Raw genomic sequence first — 18,405 nt, 5'->3', positions numbered from 1 at the left:
TCGAGCCGGCGATGATCTTACGCGACAATCGCGGAAAGTGGCGACGGCGGCGCGACAATATGCCGATATTTGCGTTCCGGCGGCAGAACCAGGCGATAGGCGCGCAATTTCGGCGCCTGCCAGGAATCCAGCAACCCACCGCAGACACTGCACTCGACCCGGCCCGGGCTCCCCTCCGCCGACATTGATTCGGCCATTTCATATGAGGAAGCGCAGGATGGGCAGGTCAGGTCTGAGATTCGCATGGGATTTTCTTTTTGCGTTTTGACGATGGGCCGATTGTTCGCAATCAATGTGGCCGCGGCAAGGACGCCACATTGATAACCATTCTCGTCTCCTGCATTATCGGAAACAAATCACAAACATCGCAGACAAATTATTTTGAACGCGATCGATCCGTGGCGGAGATTGCTAGCCGGGCGCCGGCAATAACAGCGTGGGCGCCTCTGTTTCATCCGTGCGCGCGCCGGGCGAACCATAATAATCCCACGCCATCTCGTGGCCGAAATAGACGAACGGGCCCAGGATAAACCCGGAAGCCGACAGCGTCAGCGCGGTGACGAGATCGCCGACCACCACGAAATTGGTCGTAAAATCCATCGTGGTCGCGATGGTACGGAACGTGATCGTCTTGGCCAGCGCCCGGCTGATCGTGAATCCGGGCCGCGCGTCTGAAGATGCCTCGTCCGAAAGCCTCGCCGCGTCCGAAGGCGTTCTGGCGTTGAGTCGCCACGGCAAATAAGCCGTCAGGTCGACGCGCTTATCGGCATCGCCGAACCGGTTCCACACCGCTTCATGCGCGAGATAAAACAGCGGACCCACCACAAGGGCAAACGCTGACAGGCCGGCCGCGGTCGCGACCTCGCCGATGACTATGTAATTGACCGTGAAATCCAGCGTCGTGACGATGATCCGGTAGGTGATGGTCTTGGCAATCGCCTGCTTGATGGTGAACTGGACGGGGAGCGCCGGCTTCACGACCGGCAGGTTTTGCGGCGAAGCCCTGAGCGGAGATTTCGACGCGACCGGCGGGCTGAAATCGAGCAGCGGCTTCAGGCGCCGGCGCATCCCGCGCAGGGACAAGGATTCGGTCACGGATTTGGGCAGAAGACTGGGCGCCAGCACCGCGGCGCCGCCAAGCACCATGCCCGGAATCAGCGCGACTTCGAGCAGCGCGACGCCCGCGGCGATCACGCCAACCGTCGCCACCGTGGTGACGACGTCCTGCGACAGGCTCGACCTGCCACCGGCCGCCCGGTCCATCCGTTGCGCATTGTTATCGTTCGACACGGCACGCCCTCGTTCTCATGACTGCGGCGCCTGAATCAGGCGAGTCATGCGGCAATTTGAACGTTAACCTGTGAATATCGCATGACAGCGGCGCGCAAGCGCCCGGCGCGGGCCGTCAAACATCAGACGACCGCCGCAACCGACGCCCGGCAATATGAGGCACGGCGTCGACCAGCTCACGGGTGTAATCGGTCTTGGGATTACCGAACAGCGCCCGGCTCTCGCCTTGTTCGACAATGCGGCCGTCGCGCAGCACGATGGTGTGATCGCACATCATGCGCACCACATTGAGATCGTGACTGACAAAGAGCAGCGACAGATTGTCCTCGCGCCGCAACCGGTCCAGCAATTGCAGCACCACCGCCTGCACCGAAACATCCAGCGCCGCGGTCGGCTCGTCCAGCACAAGGAGACGCGGGCGGCACGCGATGGCACGCGCGATGCCGACGCGGGCCTTCTGGCCGCCCGAGAGCTGATGCGGAAAACGCGGCAATAGTTCGAGCGGCAGACCTACGCGATCAGCGCATTCTTCAACACGCTGCCGTAACGCGTCGCCCCGGCGCATGCCGACGAGCCGCAGCAACGGATGAGCGATGCAATCGAACGCGGTAAAGCGCGGGTTCAGACTGTCATTGGGATCCTGAAACACGATCTGGATATCCCTGCGCACCGGCGAGCGGTGAAAATCCCGCGCGGCCAGATGCCCGATCGATTCCCCATCAAACAAAATCTGCCCCTCGCTGGGATCGATCAGCCGGCAGATCATGCGCGATGTCGTGGTTTTGCCCGAACCGGATTCACCGACCAGCCCAACACTTTCACCCGCGGCCATGGTCATGGAAAAATCAGCCACCGCCGGCGCGCCCTGATCGTAGCGCTTGGCGAGGTTCTTCACATCCAGCAGCGGCGGTGTGCCCGGCGCGGGCGCCTGTTGCGGCTTGCACGCCGCGAGCGTCACCAGATAAGCGGCGCGTTCCTCGTCCGTGACGAGATCCTCGATACGCGATGTCGCCGTAGGCGACGCGGCGACCAGACGCCTGGTGTAGGCATGCTGCGGGTTGTGAAACAGCGTCAACGGCGCGGCCTCCTCGACAAGACGGCCCTGCTCCATCACCACGACGCGCCGGCAATAACGCGCCGCGAGACCAAGATCATGCGTGATCAGGATCGTCGCCATCCCGCGCTCGGCGGCAATCGACGCCAGCAAGTCCATCACCACTTTCTGCGTGGTGACGTCGAGGCCGGTGGTTGGCTCGTCCGCGATCAGCAGTTTCGGGTTACAAGAGATCGCGATCGCGATCATCACGCGCTGGCACATGCCGCCGGAGAGCTCGTGCGGATAGGCCGACATCCGCTTTTCGGGGTCGCGTATCTGGACGGCCTGCAGCAGCTTCAACGCTTCATCCGCGGCTTGCTGCTTTGACATCCGCTTGTGACTGAGAATCGCGTCCGCAATCTGGAGACCAACGGCGCGGATCGGGTTGAGCGCCGCGCGCGGGTTCTGGAAGATCATCGACATGTCAGCACCATGCAGCACGCGAAAATCGCCATCCGATATTTTGGTGATGTCCTGGCCGCGAAACAGAATCCGCCCCGCCGTCACCCGCCCGGCCGGGTCGAGCAAACGCGTGGTCGCAAACCCCGTGACAGATTTGCCGGATCCGCTCTCGCCGACCAGCCCGAGCATTTCGCCCTCGTCGAGCGACAGCGTGACGCCGCGGACCGCTTCGACAAGGCCGCGGCGGGTCGAAAACGTCACATGCAAATCTTCGATGCGAAGCAGGCTCTCGGTCATGTCCGCATTCGCGGATCGAGAATGTCCCGCATCCCGTCGCCCAACAGGTTGAAGCACAGCACGGCCAGCATCAGCGCCAGCCCGGGAAACGCCACCAGCCACCATTTGCCGGTCGAGATGAAGCGCGCGCCTTCCGCAACCAGGATGCCCCATTCCGGCGTTGGCGGTTTGACGCCAAGGCCGATAAACGACAATCCGGCCGCGTTGAGGATCGCCCAGCCGAGATTAAGCGACATCTGCACCGCCATCGCCGGCAAGACGTTCGGCAACAGGAAGCGCAGCACCACCGAAACATGGCTTTCACCGGAAGCCCTCGCCGCCTCGACCCAGCCGACATTGCGGCGGACATTGACCTCGGCTCGCGCAAAGCGAATGTAGAACGGCAGGTTGATGATCGCGGTCGCGATCACGATGTTCTCGACCCGGTTGCCGAGGGCCGCGACCATCGCCATTGCCAGCACGAACAGCGGAAACGCCATCATCACATCGACAAAGCGGCCGACCGAGCGATCGAGCCGGCCGCCGGCATAACCGCAAAACGCGCCGATCACGGCGCCCAGCACAAAGGAAATGCCGACCGCCGAAACCGCAATCACCAGATCGAGCCTTGTTGCGACAATGACACGGCTGAACGAATCGCGGCCGAGCTGATCGGTGCCGGCCCAATGCGACATACTCGGCGGCAGCAGCGCCTGCGACACGTTCGAAGCAATGGGGTCGTAAGGCACGATCGACGGCCCGAAGATCGCGAGCAGGACCAGCAACACGACGCCGGCCGCGGCGACCGCGGTCAAGGGATTGCCGCGCAGGATCCAGGCGGTGTGCCGTAGCGTCGCGCCGGCCATCAAATCGACACCCGGGGATCGGCGATCCCGTAGAGAACATCGACCAGAAGATTGACCACGACAAATACGCTGGCCATCAACAAGACAAAACCTTGCACCGGCGCATAGTCCGACGACAGCAGCGCATCCAGTGCGTAGGACGCGACACCCGGCCAGGAGTAGACTTTTTCCACCAGCACATTGGCCCCGAGCATGGTCGAGAACACGATGCCGGCGATGGTGATGACGGGCAGGATCGCATTGCGCAGCGCGTAGGTCACGACGACGTGCCAGCCGGACAGCCCGACCGAGCGCGCGGTGCGCACGAAATCGCTGCCGAGCGACACCAGCATCGACGCGCGCGTGATCCGCGCCAACGGTGCGATCACGAACAGCGCCATGGTCGCCGCCGGCAGGATCAATTGCTTGAACGCGGCCCACCAGCCCTCGAAATCGCCAGCCAGCAGGAAATCGATCAGCAGAAAACCGGTGCGCGAGGGCGGCAGCGAGGTGAACACATCGATGCGCCCGGTCGGATCGGGCGCAAGACCCAGGAGATAGTAGAAGACATAAATCAGCAGCAGCCCCGAAACGAAGGTGGGCACGCAGACGCCGAGCGCGCAGAACAGCCGCACGCCGTGGTCGATAAGCGAACCCGGTTTCAACGCCGCGAGCACGCCCATGGGCACCGCCGAGACAAGCGCGATCAGGAGCGCGGTCAACGTCAATTCCAGCGAGGCAGGAAGACGATCGTGCAGATCTTTCGTGACGGCCTGCCCGGTCATCAGCGAACGGCCGAGATTGCCGCGGCCGACGTCATAGAGATACAGCAGCAATTGCTCGGGCACCGGTTTATCCAGCCCCATCTGCTTGCGGATGACCTCGATCTCTTCCTTGCCGGCGTTCGGTCCGGAGGCAAAGAACACCGCGGGATCGCCGGGCAGCACGCGCATCAGCAGGAAAGTAAAGACCAGCACGCCGAACAGCGCCGGCAGCGAGGACATAAAGCGCCTCCCTGCCCGCAGCACCGTTGCGCCGAAACTCTTCATACCGTGGTGCTCAAATTTGCTGAAATTAGACCAATCCGTAACGGCGCGGGCGGTGAGCTCCCTCTCCCCTTGTGGGAGAGGGTTGGGGTGAGGGGTCTGGGTCTATCGATGGATCGTAACCCCTCACCCGGATCGCATCTGCGATGCGATCCGACCTCTCCCACAAGGGGAGAGGTGAAGTAAGGACGATCACAGACCGGTTCAATCAAACGTCACCATGCTCTGGCCACTCACCGCTTTGCGTCGATCACTTGCGACTGAGGTCGCGATAATCGACCTGACGGTGGAACTGATAGGTATAGCCCGCGATCGAGGGCGCCATCACCGCATCCTGCGCCGGCTGCCACAGCGGAATCTGCGGCATGATGGCGAAATGAATCGCGTTGAGCTTCAGGCCGTCTTCTTCATATTTCTTCTGGTCGGGCTCGAACCGCGCCTCCTGCGCGATCGCGGTCAATTCCGGATCCTTGATGCTGCTGTAGTTCCAGCGCTGATCGCCGATGTAGAAATTGCGGTAGAAATAATCCGTCGACGGCAACCAGGCGACGATGCCTTCGGTGAAGAAGGGCAGCTTCTTCTCGTTGATCTGCGTCGACATCTGCGCATCCGGCAATTTCTGGATGTCGACCTTGATGCCGATCTTGGCGAGCGATTCCTTGACCAAAGCGGCCATCGGCTCGGCGGTCGAGGCCTGACCGACATTGAAGCTGAAAGTGGTCGAGAAGCCATCAGGCATGCCGGCTTCCTTGAGGAAGGCCGTGGCCTTGTCGAGATCGAGCGTGACCGGCTGCGGGGCCGGATAGATGCTGGTGGTCGGCTTGCCGTCCGCCCAGGTCGCGCCGAACAGCGGCGTTCCGCGGCCGAACAAGGCCGCCTTGAACATGTCTTCATACGGCAACGCGTAGGCGATGGCACGGCGCACGTTGATGTTATCGAACGGCGGGATGGTGTTGTTCATCGAAATGAAAGTCACGGAATTATACTGCGGCGTCGAAATCACCGTCAGCTTGCCTTTACTTTCGAGCGATTGCACATCGCTGGCCTGCAGATCGACCGTGATGTCCGCATCGCCGCGCTCGACCAGGTTGGCGCGCGTCGCCGGCTCCGGGATCGACTGAATGATGACCCGCTTGAAGGACGCGGCCTTCTCCGCGGTACCGCGATTCCAGGCCTCGTTGCGCTTCATGATCACCTGTTCGCCGGGCTTGAAGCTCTCGATGATGTAGGCGCCGCTGCCAACGGTATGTTCCTTAAGCCAGGCGATCGCCCAGGGATCTTCCGCGGTCGCATTCGCCTTCGCCACCTTGGAATTGAAGATGATCGGATAGACCGTGGCGAGATTGGGCAGCGCGAGCTTGTCGGGTTTCGGCAGCGTCACCTCAAACGTCAGGGGATCGATCACCTTGAACTGATCGGCGTTCGTCAGCGAGCCCGTCAGCAATTGCGCCTTGCCGAGCACCGGCGCGGTCACGGCGCGATCGAGCGACCATTTGACGTCTTCGGCGGTGACCGGCGTGCCATCCTGAAACTTGGCATCCTTGCGCAGATGAAATGTGATCTTCAATTTGTCGGGGCTGACGTCCCAGGACTCGGCCAATTCGCCGTTGATCTTGTCGAGATCGAACACCCATTTGCCGTTCAATTGCTTGCGGCCAAATGAGACCAGCCGGTCGTAGGTGCTGAGGCTGACCGCAAAGGATTCGCGGGTCGATCCCGGAACATTCGGATCGAGCGTATTAACCGACGCGCCGGTGACATAGCGCAGCGTCTCGGCCCGCGACTGCGCCCGGCCGGGCTCCGCCGCGAGAAAAAGCGCCAGTGCAGCGACCGCGCCCAGCAACGACCCGTGACATCCAAAATGCATCGTTCAATCCCCCGTACAAAACCTGAACCCGTGACCAAAGTTTAAGCAAATAATGCGCCAAGCGATATCCCAAACACCCGCGCATCCGCCGCGTTATTCCGGCGCTTTCGGCCTGGGAATCACAGCCTGCGGCACGTCATAGGCCTTGAACGATGCCCAGTGACGGTCGAGATCGGCGCGGAAGAGAGCGCGGGTCAGGCCATGCACCAGCTTGGGAATCGCGGTCGTCATGGCATTGATCGACGAGCCGGACGGACCAAAGCTCATGGTGGAAGCAAATGCGAACAGATGAATACTGGAAATCCAAGGCGTTTGTCCGGGGGTGCGTTCCATGAGCGCGTAATCGTCGGCCAGATAAGGATAGCGGCCAAGGCGCGGGCTCTGTTCGTCGGCCGGCGGCTGATAGCGGTCCGCCCAGGTCGCGATATTGTCGGCAAAATTCTTCAATTCGCGACGCTCGGTGAAATCGATATGGGTGCCGGTACCGCAGATGACGAAATCCGTCAAAATATTCCCGCGCGGCGTCTGCAACTCAACCGCGCCGCCGATTTCCTTGGCCGCCTCGACCGGCGAGCCCTCATGCAGATGGAAATTGGCAAACCGCGCGCAGCGATCCCAGGTCGCCTGCGGAAAGCCTTCCCGCAAATCCATAATCGCGCTCATGAAGCGCCAGCGCTTGATATCATCAAGATCGCTGAAGTGACGCAGGAAGCCGCTAAAGGTCAGCCAGATATAGGGCTGGACCAACTGGATCTCCGCACGCCGGCACAGCAAATGCACTTCGGCCGCGCCGGCCTCAAGCGCGGTCGCCGCATTGTCGAAGGCGGTGGCACCGGCGCCGATCACGGCGACGTTCTTGCCGCGCATCGCTTCGAAATCGATCGGGTCTGAAGTCCGCGCCACCAACGTATCCGGCAAATGGCGCAACGGCTCGGGGATGGTCCAGTTGCCCATCGCCTCCTGCCCGGTCGCGAGAACTATCTTGCGCGCATAAAGCGTTTCAGCGGCGCCGCCGGATTCCACAATCGCAGCCAACATGCCATTTCCGGCAGGTGCAATCTCAAGCAGCTCGCAACCATTGCGCACGTTCACGCCGACCGTGCGCCGGAACCAGAGCAGATATTCAACCCAGAGAACGCGCGGGATCAGCGTCAGATTCTGCCAATGCTCTTTGCCAAAACGCGCTTCGTGCCACGACTGATAGGTGAGACTGGGAATATCGAGATCGGGCCCGGTGAAGTGTTTCGGGCTGCGCAGCGTATGCATGCGGGCATAAGACAGCCACGGGCCTTCACGGCCCTCTTCCTCTTTGTCCAGAACCAGAATGTTGGTGACCTGCGAACGCATCAGGCCAAAGGCGGTGGTGATTCCCGATTGGCCGGCGCCTATAATGAGAACATCCAACGCTGGCTTGCCATCCGGTCCCGACACCGGCTCGAGCCAGGGCGCATTCGGATGCGAGGTTTTGGCGAGATCGTCGCGGACCTGAGCCTCGAGAGCGGCGAGTGCGCTGCTCATATCTCAGATTCCCCCCCGTGGCGCGTCCACCACGCGCTGAGATCCACAGCCGAATCCGCGCAGCCGAAGCGGGCGCGCCAGCCGAACTCCTGCTCCATCCGCGCGATCGACAACGGCGCGCGATCAATGTCGCTGTGCAGATCGACCGTCGGCGTTTCGCCCGATGCGGCCAGCCGGCAGACGAAGCCCGGATGCAGGGCTGCCAACTCCTGTCCCCATTGCAACGCAGACCACTCCCGCCCGGTCGAGATATTGTAGAGGCGATGCTTCGGTCTGGCGGCTTCGATCAGCACCGTCACGGCATCGGCGACATCAGGCGCGTAAATCCAGTCCTTGATTCCGGGACGAGACAAAATCGCCTGACCTTGCTGCCGCAGCGCCGCGACAATCTGCGCCTGCGCGCTCGGCGTATCGCGCACGCCTGTCGCGCGTTCCCATGGCCCGAACACACCGCTTAGCCGCACGCTGATGATATCGAATTGCCACAACGCAGAGAGGCGTGCGGCGACTCTCTCGGACGCATATTTGGTGATGGAATAAAGCGAGACCGGATCGCATGGCGTTTCTTCATCGAGCAAAGAATGCCGGGAAGCCGCCGCGCCATAAGCCGAACCCGACGACAGATTGATGATCCGCGTTACCCCGCTGCGCCGCGCGGCTTCCAGAATGGGAACCTGCGCCAGAAGATTGACCTGCAGGATCGACAAGGGGTCGGCGGCATCACGCGCCGAGCCCGCGGTGATCGCGGCGCCCAGAATAATCGTGTCGTAACCGCCGGCGATCACGCGCTCGATCTCTGACTTATCCCTGACATCGCCCTGCACGGCCGCCAGCGCATCGCCATAGCACGCAAAATCCTGCTGCGCAGCGCGCGGCAACTCTGAGCGGTCGAACGCTGTCACCTTGTGTCCACGCGCGAGCAACGCGGCGGCGATATTCAGCCCGACAAAACCTGCGCCACCGAAGATCAGGACTTTCAAGCGCGCAATCCCCCTGTCGTCCTCACAACAAGGTCGCGCCAAAGTTCCGCGCCGGATCCATATCCGCCACGAGGTGGCCGGTCGGTTTTGCAGCCTCACCGCCGGAGCGCGCGAGGAATTGCCCCGAACCCGGCTCGGCCGACCGCTTGCCATCGGCCACGATCACGCGGCCGCGCGACAGCACCGTCACCGGCCAGCCACGCAGCTTGCGGCCGGCATAGGGCGTATAGCCTGTGAGGTCGTGCATCATCTCGTCCGACAGCGTGACTTCGCGTTGGGGATCCCAGATCGCAATGTCGGCATCGGCCCCGATGGCGATCGATCCCTTGCGCGGATGCAGATTGTAGAGCTTGGCCGGCGCGGTCGCGGTCAACTCGACGAATTTTTCCAGGCCGAGGCGGCCTTTCGAAACCATCGCGTCGAACAGCAGCGGCAGACGCGCTTCCAGTCCCGGCAGGCCGTTGGCGATCACTTTGAAATTAGGATTGGGGCCGGCGCGCAGCTTGCCGGTCTCATCAAAGCGATACGGCGCATGATCCGACGAGATGGTCTGGAGATCGCCGAGCGCCAGCGCCTGCCACAGCGCTTCCTGGTCGGCCGATGTCCGCGGCGGCGGGCTGCACATCCACTTGGCGCCGTCGACGCCGGGCTTGTCCAGATCGGCGGCGGTGAGAAACAGATATTGCGGACAGGTCTCGGCAAAGACTTTGAGGCCCTCGCCCCGCGCATCGCGGATGACTTTGGCGCCCTCTGCCGTCGAGACGTGAAAGATCATGATCGGCTGATCGACCAGCGCGGCCATCCCGATCAGGCGGTTGAAGGCATCGGCTTCCGAAAATCGGGCATGGCTGACGGCGTGGAACTTCGGATGGGTATAGCCGCGCGCCAGCAGCCGCTTCACCATCCAGGCGATGATGCCGTGGTTCTCGGCATGGGCGCACAGCATCGCGCCGGATTCGCGCGCCGCGACCAGAATATCGAGCAAGGGTTCGTCGTCGATCTTCAGGCGATCATAGGTCATGAAGATCTTGATCGAGCCGTGGCCTTGTTTGATCAGCGCCGGAAGATCGTTCTGCAGCGTCTCTTTGGTCGGATCGGCGATGATCATGTGAAAGGCGTAGTCGATCACAGCGCCCTTTTTGGCGAGCGCATGATAATCCGCCAGCACCTGCGGCAGCACCATGCCGACATGCTGGGCGGCAAACGAAATCACCGTGGTGGTGCCGCCGAACGCGGCCGAGGCCGTGGCGCTTTCAAAGGTGTCGGCATTCATCATGCCCGCGGCCGAAAGCTGTTCGATATGGGCGTGGCTGTCGACGCCGCCGGGCAGCACCAGTTTGCCACGCGCATCGATCTCGCGCTTACCGGATGGGAGGCTGCGGCCGATAGCGGCGATGGTTTCGCCCGATATCGCGACATCGGCCTCGAACACATCGCTGGTGGTCGCGACTCGTCCGCCGCGGATCACGATATCGTAAGCGGGTTCGGTCATGGCATACTCCGGCGCGTTAGGCCGCTGTCCGGCAGGGAAAGCCGGCGGCGGATGATGAAGATCGCGAGAAATCGCTGGACGGCGCGAATCCCGCGTTCGAAACTGGGAAAATCATGATAGTTGCAAGCAACTGATCAAGGAAGTGAACAAGGAACTGAACATGTCCCGCCCGCGCATCCTCGTCATCAACCCCAATTCCAACACGGTGGTGACCAAGGGATTGGAAGACGCGCTGAAGCCGCTCGATTTCGCCGATGGACCCGAGATCGTCTGTGCAACCTTGGCCGAGGGACCTTACGGGATCGAGAGCCAGGCTGACGTCGACAGCGTCGCGATGCCGCTGCGCCGGCTGATCGAAAGCGACAACAGCGCGTCCGCCTTCGTGATCGCCTGCTACAGCGATCCCGGCCTGCATGTCTGCCGCGAGGGAACCGACCGGCCCGTGTTCGGCATTGCCGAATGCGGCGTGATGGCCGCGATGACGCGCGCGGAAACCTTTGGCGTGATCGCGATCGCGCAGCGCTCGATCCGCCGCCATATCCGCTATCTGCGCCAAATGGGGCTGATGGACCGGCTCGCGGGCGAACGCCCGCTCAACATGAGCGTGGCCGAAACCGCGTCGGGCAGCGGCACGCTCGCCAGGATGATCGAGGTCGGGCGCGCGTTGAAGGACGAGGATGGCGCCGGCGTCATCGTGATGGGCTGCGCCGGCATGGCGCGGATGCGCTTGCCGCTGGAAGACGCGCTCGGCATTCCCGTGATCGATCCGACGCAGGCTGCCGCGGCGATGGCGCTGGGCGCGGTGCAGTTTGCGCGGCACTAGGTATCACCGGGCGCTTTACCGCCACTGTTGTCGGCGCGTTGCACGTCGCCTTTGCGCCCGCTCCATTGCGAATGGCTCTCGCGCACCATCGTGAACGGCTCGCGCTGATAGGAATAGAGATTGCCGAACAGGCGGCCGATCGGCCGGTAGGCGTCGAAATCGACATACATGTTGGCCGTATCGACCAGGCCCGGCCGCGCATGGATGCGGAGGACTTCGCCAACCAGCAACTCACGCCCGGGCGCAAAGGCCAGCGACACGTTGCGCCGGCACTCCATCGCGAAAGGTGCGGCGCTCAGACGTGGCACTTTGACATCCACCGACGGCGAAGTCGCCAGCCCGATCGCGGCGACTTCGCTTTCACCGGAGGGGAAATCGACCGCGCAATCGTTCATCGCCGCCGCCAGCGCCTCATCCACCATATGCACGACGAACTCGCCGTCACGGTGGATGTTGCGCGTCGTGTCCTTTGGCGTGTGGTCGGCCTTGTGCTGCAGCCCCAGCACGATCAGCGGCGGGTCTTCGGAAAACACATTGAAGAAACTGAACGGCGCGGCGTTGACCGCGCCATTGGTGTCGAGCGTCGTCACCAGCGCGATCGGGCGCGGCACCACCACGCCGCACAGCAGCTTGTAGCGCTCATGCGGACTGATATCTTGAAGCAGGATTCCGGACATCGGTATTGGTACCTGTTTTGAATTGCTGTGGAGGGCGCAAGAGAGCGCATGCGGAAGAGAATGCGCGCGCTCAATCTTCCGGCGGCGCGATCGCTCCGACACGGCTGGTGATCAGGCCATAATGCTCGATGCGGCGATGCCGGGCAAAGTCGAAGATGGTTTCCTTGCCGAAGGTGGTCGCGTCGAGATCGCAGGCATGAAACAGCAATTCATCGCCTTCCGTCGAGGCCTCCGCGACAATCTCGCCATTGGGATCGACGATCAAGCTGCCGCCGATCAGCGGAAAGCCATCCTCGAAACCGGCTTTGGCGACCGCCACGACCCAGGTCGAATTCTGATAGGCGCCCGACTGCACCGACAGGCGATTGTGAAACAGCCGCTTCTCCGGGCCTTCATCGCTCTTTTGCGAATTGACCGAGGGCGTGTTGTAGCCGAGCAGCACCATCTCGACGCCCTGCAGGCCCATCACGCGGTAGGTCTCCGGCCAGCGCCGGTCGTTGCAGATCGCCATGCCGAAGATGCCGCCCTGCGTGCGCCACACCTTGAAGCCGGTATCGCCGGGCTCGAAATAGCGTTTCTCGAGATGCTGGAACGCGCGCGCGGTGTCGAATTCCGAATGGCCCGGCAGATGCGTCTTGCGATATTTTCCGACGATCTTCCCCGTCTTGTCGGTGAGGATGCAGGTGTTGAAGTGATGGCCATCCGGCGTGCGTTCGGCATAGCCGAAACTCATCGCCATCTGATACTCGGCGGCGTGCGCGAACAGCGGCATCGTCGCATCGTTCGGCATGTCGTGCTCGAACCAGGCGTCGACCTCGGTCTGATCCTCCATGTACCAGCGCGGAAAAAACGTGGTCAGCGCCAATTCCGGATAGACGATCAGATCGGCGCCCTTCGCTTTGGCTTCGTCCATCAAGGCGAGCATGCGCGGGATGACGGTTTGCCGGCTGTCCGCACGCTGGATCGGACCCATTTGAGCGGCGGCGACATTGATAACACGCATGGATGAACTTTCTTTTCGCTTTTTATAGTTGCTTGCATTTCGTGCTGCGCTGACCAAAAATGGAGCAATTCGAAAGCATCGCGCGTCCATTCCGGCATCGATTTGAGCATTAGAAATTCCACTTGGTCCGAAGTCAATTCGGTTCGGGATTCTTACACACGGTGGTGTGAAAAAGCCGATTGCGGCGACTGCGAACAAATGGTCGCTTGATGCAGCTTTGGCTTCAGTTAAGCTGATGGAACCTGGCGGACGTCGCGAAGAGGGGCTCTTGGTGGGATATCGTCGCCGCATTTTTGGCTGGGGAATTCTCCGGCAGCGGATGGGTGCTGTTTTTGCCGGCCAACCCGGCACGGCGCCATGATCGACACGTTATTACTGCTGTCGCTCAACGGCCTGATCTGGGGGCTGATCATTGCCCTGATCGCCCTCGGCCTTTCCGTCATCTTCGGCCTTCTCGACATCATCAATATCGCGCATGGCGACTTCTTCATGGTCGGCACCGTGCTGGCGTGGTTCTCGCTGCAGGTGACCGGCAATTACTGGGCCGGCTTCCTGCTGGTGCCGCTGATCTGTTTTGTGCTCGGCGCGATCATGCAGCGGCTGGTGATCCAGCCGATCCGCGGCAACCCTGCCTTGTCGATCGTCGCGACCTTCGGACTGTCGCTGATCCTGCAGGAAGTCGTGCGCATGACCTTCGGCGCCACGCCGCGCCGCATCCTGCCGCCGATCCAGGGCACCATGTCGCTGTTCGGCATTCAATACGACATCTACCGGCTCTACGCCGCAGGCTTTTCTATCGCAGCACTTGCGGCGTTTTTTCTGTTCCTGAACTACACCAAGCTCGGCACCTGGATGCGCGCGGTGCGCCATGACCGCGACACCGCGACCGCGATGGGCGTGCCGGCCCGCCTCGTCTACATCATGACCTTTGCGGTCGGCTTCGCGCTCGCCGGATTCGGCGGCGTGGTCGCCGCGCCGATCACGACGGTTGATTTCCGGGGCGGCGTCGATCTGCTGCCGGTGTGTTTCATCGCGGTGATCGTCGGCGGCCTCGGCAACCTGCCGGGGACCGCCGCCGCGGCGGTGTTGCTGGCGCTCTTGGAAGGCATCGTCCAGAGCTTTGCCAATCCGACCCTCGCCCGCATCACGTCCCTCCTTCTGATGAGCGCGGTATTGTTGTTGCGCCCGCAAGGCCTGTTCAAGGGATTTGCGAAGTGAGCGGCCGGGCGCTGGCCGAGCGCGGTCTCCTCGCCGTCTTTGTCGTCTTTTTGCTGACCGTTCCCTGGAGCGTCCCGCTCCTGCTCAACCCATTTTGGGTCAGCGTCATTGCCGAAATCCTGATCTGGTCGCTGTTTGCAGCCAGTGCCAATCTTCTGTTCGGCTATGTCGGCCTGCTGTCGTTCGGGCAGGCATTGTTTTTTGGCTTCGGGATGTATGGCGTCGGCATCGGGATCGATCATTTCGGCCTGTCGTTCTGGCCGGCCTTTGGGCTCGGGATCGTCGCCGCAATGGCGATGGCCTTTGTCTCCGGCATCCTGGCAGTGCGCCTGACCTGGCACTATTTCGCGATCATCACCGTCGTGTTCTCGCTGATCTTCTATTTCATCGCGGTCAGCGCCAAATCAGTCACCGGCGGCGATGACGGCATCAACTTCGCGCTGCCGCCGACATTCTCATTCGGAACAGTGCAATACAGTTTCGCCGACGCCAACTTCCAGTACTTCTTCATTCTGGCGGCAGTCGCGATCTGCTTCCTGCTGATGCATCTGGTGGTCAACAGCCCGCTCGGAAAAGCCTTTCTCGCGGTCCGGGAAAACGATGTCCGGGCATCGCTGATCGGATTGAACGTCTATGTGATCAGACTGATCGCCTTTGTGATGGCGGGCTTTCTGGCAGGTGTCGCGGGTGCACTGTTCGCGTTCTTCGGCCGCTACGCCTCGGCGTCCTACATGTTCTATACGTTTTCGGGCGAAGCGGTGGTCTGGGCCATTGTCGGCGGCGCCGGCACGTTGTTCGGACCTGTGGTCGGCGCCAGTCTCTTTATCGTCATCCGCGAAGTCGTCTCGACGCATTGGGAGCACCATTCGCTGATCGTCGGCGTGATGGCGATTCTGGTGGTGATCCTCGCGCCCAAAGGCATTGTCGGCTTGTGGCGCGACTGGGTCGATACGCCCGCAGACAGCGCCGAGATACCCGCGGCGCCGGAGCTTCGGACCGAGCCATGACCGGATCGATGCTTAAAATCGAGGGGCTGACGAAACGCTTCGGCGGGTTGACCGCGGTCGACAATCTCAGCCTCGATTTTCCCGAAGGCAAACTGCACGCCGTGATCGGCCCGAACGGCGCTGGGAAGACCACGCTGTTCAACCTGATCACGGGATTGCTGAAAAGCGACAGCGGCAAGGTGCAGTTCCGCAACCACGACATTTCAGGACTAAAGCCGCACCAGATCAGCCGCCTCGGCGTCAAGCGCACCATGCAGATCAAGAGCGTGTTCAACCAGCTCACGGTCGCGGAAAATCTCTCGATCACCCGGCAATCCGCGCAGCGCTTCTTGCATCCGTTACGACCCGCGTCGCGCGATCGGCAGACCCGCGAGCGCGTCGACGAAGTGCTGGAGCAGATGGACATGACCCGACTCGCCGGCCAGACCGCGGGCACGCTGTCTTACGGCGACGTCGCGATGCTCGAGATCGGCATGGCCGTGATTTCCGAACCGCAATTGCTGCTGCTGGACGAGCCGATCTGCGGCATGAGCCCGGCGGAGACCGAACGCGCGGTCGCGAAAATCCTCGAGTTGGCGCGCACTATCGGCATCATCATCATCGAGCACGACATGGAAGTCGTGTTCGGCATCGCCGACGATATCACCGTGCTGGCGCAGGGCGCGCTGCTTGTCAGCGGCAGCCCGAAGGAAATCGCCGACAACGAACAGGTGCGCGAGGCTTATCTGGGCCGCCCCGAAGACGAGGACTATGTCGACGAGGCCGCCCATGCTTGAACTCAGGGATGTCCACGTTCACATCGGCAAGCTGCACATCCTGCAGGGCGTGACCTTTGACATCAAGCCCGGCGAATCCGCCGCGCTGCTGGGACGCAACGGCGTCGGCAAGACCACGACATTGCGCGCGATCATGGGCCTCGCGGCCCGCAGCGGCGGTAAAATTTCATTCGACGGAACGGATCTGTCGAGCGTGGCACCGCACAAGATACCGCGCCTCGGCATCGGTTATGTCCCGCAAGGACGCGGCATTTTTCCGAACCTGTCGGTGCTGGAAAATCTCAACATCGGAACCCAGGGCAAGCGCGACACCGAACGGGAAGATTACGTCTTCGATTGCTTTCCACGGCTCAAAGAACGCCTGAAACAGTCCGGCAATACGTTGTCCGGCGGCGAACAACAGATGCTGGCGATCGCGCGCTGCCTGATGATGCGGCCCAAACTCATTATTCTGGACGAGCCGACCGAAGGCATCATGCCGCTGCTGGTATCGCAGATCCGCCGCGAGATTCACCGCATCAACCAGAGCGGCGTGTCAATCCTGCTGGTCGAACAGAATGTCGAGACCGCCTTGAAACTCTGCCCACGGGTGTTCCTGATGGAAAAAGGCGTCGTCGTCTATTCCGGAACATCCGGCGAATTGAAGACCAATACCGAGATCGTGCACCGTTACCTCGGCCTGTCCCGAAAACCCGCCGCATAAGGAGAGACATCATGGCAAAGAAATTATCCCGCCGAAGCTTTCTGGAATGCGCATTGGCCGGAGGCGCCGCCGCCGGCACCGCCAACCTCACCATCATGAAGGATGCATTTGCGCAGGCTTCCGGCCCCTTGGTAATCGGCCATCATTGCGACCTCACCGGCATCATCTCGTCCTGGGGCGTGTGGCATGACAAGGTCGCCAAGGCCGCCGTCGAGATCATCAACCAGGGCGGCGGCATCGCCGGTCGCAAGGTTGAACTGTCCACGGAAGACACCGAATCCAATCCCGCCAGCGGTGCGCGCAAGCTGCGCAACCTGATCCAGCGCGCGAATGCGGAATTCGTGGTCGGCTCGGTGCATTCGGGCGTGATGCTGTCGGCGTTGCCGATCGCCACGGAATTGAAGACGATCTACTTCTCTCTCGGCGAGGCTACCGAAGTCACCGGCTCGAAAGGCTCGCGCTATTCGTTCCGGACCGGAACAGATACCTATTCGATCGCGGCGGCCAGCATGCCCTGGGGCGTCGAGAATCTCGGCAAGAACTGGTCGATCGTTTACGCCGATTACGCCTTCGGCCAGAGCACCAACCAGGAATCCAAAACCTTCATCGAAAAGGCCGGCGGCAAGGTACTGGCCAGCATTGCCGTGCCGCTCGATACCAAGGATTTTGTGCCGTATCTGTCGCAGGTACCGGCCGGCACCGATGTCGTTCTGCCTGCCTTCATCGGCGCGCTTTCAATCGCGTTCTATACCCAGGCGAAAAGCATGGGGATGGACCGGAACATGCGAATGATGTCGTCCTCGGCCAGCATCGAAGCGATCGCACCTGACGACATCCAGGGCGCGGCGGAAGGAATCTACTTCTTTGAAAATTTCCCGCGCATGCTCGCCGGCAAGGACGATGAGTTCCACAAGGAATTCAACAAGCAGTTGAAGATCGACGACGTCAATGCGCGCGAGATCGGCGGTACCGCCGTGATGGACAAGAGCCATGCCTGGCAGGCCTGGGAAGATATCTTCGCGCTGAAGCAGGCGATCGAGCTTTCAGGCTACAAGACCCGCAAGGACGTCGAAGGCGTGATCCAGGCCCTCGAAGGCATGGAGATGAAGAACTCGATCGGGCATCCGCAAGGCGACAAGATCATCCGCAAGGAAGATCACGTCGGGATCATCGACTGCTACATCAGCCGCGTGAAGGACGGCAAGCTGGTGGCAGAGAAGAAATTGCCCAAGGAAGAGCTGCTCAAGAACATGCCGGTGCGCGTCGATCTGTCGAAGCTGCCGGCGTAGCGGCAGTCGGTCGGCGCTTCACACCGCTTTTGTCCAGAGCTTGATGAGGATGAATCGATCTTCAACGGCAACGAAGGTGCGCCCCCTCTCCCCTTGT

General features: G+C 61.7%; 17 protein-coding genes. 6 read left to right on the top strand and 11 right to left on the bottom strand.

The genetic code is table 11. The features are described 5' to 3' along the window. Window positions 1–17: 17 nt before the first annotated feature. From HB676_RS26395 to hydA, 9 genes are all read right to left on the bottom strand, one after another. Entirely contained in the window at window positions 18–245 is a 228-nt protein-coding gene (locus HB676_RS26395; protein ID WP_213741407.1) for a hypothetical protein, read from the bottom strand. Between the two features lie 166 nt (window positions 246–411). Then, entirely contained in the window at window positions 412–1,290 is an 879-nt protein-coding gene (locus HB676_RS26390; RefSeq protein ID WP_213741406.1) for a DUF2061 domain-containing protein, read from the bottom strand. A gap of 115 nt (window positions 1,291–1,405) precedes the next feature. Beyond that, window positions 1,406–3,085, bottom strand: a complete 1,680-nt coding sequence (locus HB676_RS26385; protein WP_213741405.1) for an ABC transporter ATP-binding protein — start codon at window positions 3,083–3,085, stop codon at window positions 1,406–1,408. After that, window positions 3,082–3,930, bottom strand: a complete 849-nt coding sequence (locus HB676_RS26380) for an ABC transporter permease (protein ID WP_213741404.1) — start codon at window positions 3,928–3,930, stop codon at window positions 3,082–3,084. The genes HB676_RS26385 and HB676_RS26380 overlap by 4 nt, the downstream gene beginning before the upstream one ends. Next, entirely contained in the window at window positions 3,930–4,958 is a 1,029-nt protein-coding gene (locus HB676_RS26375; protein ID WP_213741403.1) for an ABC transporter permease, read from the bottom strand. The genes HB676_RS26380 and HB676_RS26375 overlap by 1 nt, the downstream gene beginning before the upstream one ends. A gap of 247 nt (window positions 4,959–5,205) precedes the next feature. After that, complete coding sequence (locus HB676_RS26370; RefSeq protein WP_213741402.1) at window positions 5,206–6,822, bottom strand: ABC transporter substrate-binding protein; 1,617 nt, start codon at window positions 6,820–6,822, stop codon at window positions 5,206–5,208. A 93-nt stretch (window positions 6,823–6,915) separates the two neighbouring features. After that, complete coding sequence (locus HB676_RS26365) at window positions 6,916–8,340, bottom strand: NAD(P)/FAD-dependent oxidoreductase (protein ID WP_213741401.1); 1,425 nt, start codon at window positions 8,338–8,340, stop codon at window positions 6,916–6,918. After that, window positions 8,337–9,320 (bottom strand): NAD(P)-dependent oxidoreductase, encoded by a 984-nt coding sequence (locus HB676_RS26360; RefSeq protein ID WP_213741400.1) that lies wholly within the window; start codon window positions 9,318–9,320, stop codon window positions 8,337–8,339. Before HB676_RS26360 ends, HB676_RS26365 begins: the two co-directional genes overlap by 4 nt. A 22-nt stretch (window positions 9,321–9,342) precedes the next feature. Then, entirely contained in the window at window positions 9,343–10,812 is a 1,470-nt protein-coding gene (gene hydA / locus HB676_RS26355; protein ID WP_213741399.1) for a dihydropyrimidinase, read from the bottom strand. Window positions 10,813–10,972: 160 nt separating this feature from the next. On the opposite strand from hydA, the gene HB676_RS26350 reads away from it, so the two are divergent. Then, on the top strand, window positions 10,973–11,635 hold the full coding sequence (locus HB676_RS26350; RefSeq protein ID WP_213741398.1) for an aspartate/glutamate racemase family protein: 663 nt from the start codon (window positions 10,973–10,975) through the stop codon (window positions 11,633–11,635). Here the strand turns inward: HB676_RS26350 and HB676_RS26345 are convergent. Together HB676_RS26345 and HB676_RS26340 are read right to left on the bottom strand one after the other, a co-directional pair. Further along, on the bottom strand, window positions 11,632–12,312 hold the full coding sequence (locus HB676_RS26345) for a flavin reductase family protein (RefSeq protein WP_213741397.1): 681 nt from the start codon (window positions 12,310–12,312) through the stop codon (window positions 11,632–11,634). The two genes, HB676_RS26350 and HB676_RS26345, sit on opposite strands and share 4 nt — an antisense overlap. A 70-nt stretch (window positions 12,313–12,382) precedes the next feature. Then, the gene (locus HB676_RS26340; RefSeq protein ID WP_213741396.1) at window positions 12,383–13,315 is read right to left on the bottom strand and encodes an N-carbamoyl-D-amino-acid hydrolase; all 933 of its coding nucleotides are present in this window, start codon (window positions 13,313–13,315) and stop codon (window positions 12,383–12,385) included. 357 nt (window positions 13,316–13,672) lie between these two features. On the opposite strand from HB676_RS26340, the gene HB676_RS26335 reads away from it, so the two are divergent. Genes HB676_RS26335 through HB676_RS26315 form a run of 5 tightly spaced genes read left to right on the top strand, consistent with a single transcriptional unit; the run spans window position 13,673 to window position 18,308 of the window. Then, window positions 13,673–14,533 carry a branched-chain amino acid ABC transporter permease gene (locus HB676_RS26335; protein WP_213741395.1) on the top strand — a complete coding sequence of 287 codons (861 nt, stop codon included), beginning with the start codon at window positions 13,673–13,675 and terminating at the stop codon, window positions 14,531–14,533. Beyond that, window positions 14,530–15,540 carry a branched-chain amino acid ABC transporter permease gene (locus tag HB676_RS26330; protein ID WP_346347427.1) on the top strand — a complete coding sequence of 337 codons (1,011 nt, stop codon included), beginning with the start codon at window positions 14,530–14,532 and terminating at the stop codon, window positions 15,538–15,540. Before HB676_RS26335 ends, HB676_RS26330 begins: the two co-directional genes overlap by 4 nt. Continuing rightward, window positions 15,537–16,316 carry an ABC transporter ATP-binding protein gene (locus tag HB676_RS26325; RefSeq protein ID WP_213741394.1) on the top strand — a complete coding sequence of 260 codons (780 nt, stop codon included), beginning with the start codon at window positions 15,537–15,539 and terminating at the stop codon, window positions 16,314–16,316. Before HB676_RS26330 ends, HB676_RS26325 begins: the two co-directional genes overlap by 4 nt. After that, window positions 16,309–17,019 (top strand): ABC transporter ATP-binding protein, encoded by a 711-nt coding sequence (locus tag HB676_RS26320; RefSeq protein ID WP_213741393.1) that lies wholly within the window; start codon window positions 16,309–16,311, stop codon window positions 17,017–17,019. Before HB676_RS26325 ends, HB676_RS26320 begins: the two co-directional genes overlap by 8 nt. An 11-nt stretch (window positions 17,020–17,030) precedes the next feature. Then, on the top strand, window positions 17,031–18,308 hold the full coding sequence (locus HB676_RS26315) for an ABC transporter substrate-binding protein (RefSeq protein WP_213741392.1): 1,278 nt from the start codon (window positions 17,031–17,033) through the stop codon (window positions 18,306–18,308). Window positions 18,309–18,405 lie beyond the last annotated feature (97 nt).

Origin of the sequence: Bradyrhizobium sp. dw_411, assembly GCF_018449695.1 — a bacterium.
In the GTDB taxonomy this organism is placed as follows: domain Bacteria; phylum Pseudomonadota; class Alphaproteobacteria; order Rhizobiales; family Xanthobacteraceae; genus Bradyrhizobium.
The sequence above is the reverse complement of the archived record's forward strand: the minus strand, read 5'-3'. Positions and strand labels throughout refer to the sequence as shown.